At 48.0% G+C, this 2,626-nt stretch carries 2 protein-coding genes; both read left to right on the forward strand.

Translation table 11 applies throughout. From position 1 onward, the window contains the following. Positions 1-1,107, forward strand: a 1,107-nt coding sequence (locus DK870_RS29025) for an RHS repeat-associated core domain-containing protein (protein ID WP_161550415.1), incomplete at its 5' end; no start/stop codon positions are given. A gap of 1,394 nt (positions 1,108-2,501) precedes the next feature. Then, positions 2,502-2,626, forward strand: a 125-nt coding sequence (locus DK870_RS30120) for a beta-ketoacyl synthase N-terminal-like domain-containing protein (RefSeq protein ID WP_161550379.1), incomplete at its 3' end; no start/stop codon positions are given.

Raw genomic sequence — 2,626 nt, forward strand, 5'->3', positions numbered from 1 at the left:
GCCCCTTATGGCGGCACCACGGGCTGTGATGAGGCGGCGACCGAGGTCAGTCGCCTGGCCCAGCGTACGCGACGCTACTCGGGCAAGGAGTTGGACGCCACGGGGCTGTATTACTACGGGTGGCGGTATTACCAGCCGGCGCTGGGAAGGTGGCTGAGTGCCGATCCGGGCGGGTTGGTGGATGGGGTGAATTTATACCGGTTTTGTCGAGATAATCCGATAAATATTATTGATAAAAAAGGAATGACTCCCACCGAGGCGCACCTAAAAAGCATATTCTGCTATATCGAAAAAGATATGTATCAGGGTATTTTACGGGACAAGCTGTCGCCGTGGAAAAACTGGCCTCCAGAGGAAATTCAAGATCCGCAAGAATTAGCCGCCAGCCTGATGGCAGATTATGAAGCGAACGATGCCATTGCAATCACTACAGCCGAGCGGCTTATCAAAGAGTTCAGCGTCATGAATATTACAGATTCTACATCAGCGGCGCACGACGCGGCTGGTGCCCGCCGCCCAAGCATTAAACAATCGGTTCGCTCCATATTCAGTAATAAGGACGATCTGGAGAAGCTGCTGAAAAAAGACGATAATCGCATCACGCCAGATAAATTCCAGGAAGCTGTAAACAAAACGTATAATATTGATTTAGTTGACCGTCACCTCAAGGGCTATGTATACAGAGGCCTGGTATTCAGGGGGGACATGAGAAACCCGGATGTAATATTCAATAAAGGGTTTAGATTAAAATACAACTACAAGGAGCTTGCTGATATTACTGGGGTTAAAGGCGGGTTTGGTGGCGGGCATGATTCATCAGACAGAGACGGAAGAGGAGTGTCAACGTCTGCGTATTATGATGATTCAGGTTCTGGAGCTTATTATTATGGCGGCCATAAAAACGGCTACACTTACGTCGTTGATGCAAGAGAGCAGGAAGGCTTTCACCTTTATGCCAATGACCAGATGATAAAGCAGCCCAATAGTCCTGTAAAGCATAAACCAAGAGAGATTAATTACGGAGAGCATATTCCTGCGAAAAGAATTATTGGAGTGTTTGACCAGAACCATACATTCACGAGAAATAAATTTTACCGAAAAGCATGACAGCCTGGAGAGTTCTGTGGCATTAGCGTGCACCTTCTGTCTCTTTTCGTCCCCGGTATACTCTGAGAGTAAGATCCGCAGAGGCGACAACTATCCTGACATCAAGGAAGGCTAGCACCCAACATTAGCCGAACTCAACTCACGGCTAGAGCTAATCAAGCCGGCAGCCTCACAACTGCTGGCCTTTCCTGTATCACAACCTACTGGTTCGTTGCATTCGCTTCTCTTTGCTACGAACGAGTCGTGCCTGAGGCCGTAATGGCTTCGATTGGGTCAATTGATAGCGAGATAGCTCGAACGCCCGTCATAATAGACTACCCAGGACACTGGAGCTACTAACGTCCGGAATCGCTGTAAAAAATTGCTCCCCATACACAACGAAAGCACAAATAGATAAGCGGTGTCTTTTAGCGCCGTCTTCCCTTTCCTTTTTCTATTTGAGCAATGAGCGCTTTTACCCACCTAGCAAAGAGATGCCTGCAGTCGCGGAACATCCAATACCCAGCAATTCCATATGATTACCGCAACCAATATTTTTATCCCTGGCTCGCTCTCAGCAGCGCAAGCGTGATTTACCGTTCATCGTGACTGAGTAGCAAAAGGTGGACTGATCATACATTTACTTATTGCATGACGGGAATGGGGCTTAGCGATGTGGCGGACCCACTGGTTTGATTCAGCGCGCCCACCACACTGATACTATCTTTCAGGAATATTCAAGTTAAGAGGAGCGCTTAACTCAGTTTCTCCATTAGCAACGGCGCAGCTGCCTGGGCAAGATTGAAGAGTAACTCTTGATCTTGCGCATCGCGAACACCATCCTCATTAATGTCAGTCTTCACACCCACCTTGTCATAAACTCCATTTTTTTAGAAGAAGAAACAAACGTGAGTAGGTAACTCACGTTATCGCGAAGAAACTCGATTCGAGCGTCAGGACTTCCGTCCTTGTCAAAATCCTTAAGCGATATTTGAATTTTTTCAGCGGCCATTGCTACACCTCCGCGGTTTTAGCTAGACTGGCATTTCTTCTTGAACAAAGCATGCCACCAGCGATTTTATAGCCATACCTCTTAAAAATCAAATGCAAGATATGAGCTGTAGGCGTGCGCAGCATAACCGTGTCCGCGACGAGGCATTTGTTGATACGCGCTGACCAATTCCTCACTCCGTAGCCGGTCTTGCTGGCAGTTGCCTAGCTTGAGGTATAGCCGGGTTCATTGTTGAATACATCAGAACAGAAGCGACTTAAACGCGCAGCGGACCAGAGCGTTTCGACACAAGTATGACGCTAGGTTTTACATTATTTTTTGACTGCCCGCTCTTGTATTGGCCAGATTGCCAACTATGCTCCGTCGTTGTCGCTACAGTCATCCAGCCCGCAGGGGAATTACAATGATAGAAATCCTTGGTATCGGATGCAGGTTTCCAGGTGGTGCGAATTCTCCAGAAGAGTTCTGGCGCTTATTGAACAACCGGGAAACCGCCATTGGCGACATTCCCAGCGATCGGTGGAGTCC

The sequence above is a fragment of the Pseudomonas sp. Q1 genome, assembly GCF_009935975.1.
GTDB lineage: Bacteria > Pseudomonadota > Gammaproteobacteria > Pseudomonadales > Pseudomonadaceae > Aquipseudomonas > Aquipseudomonas palleroniana.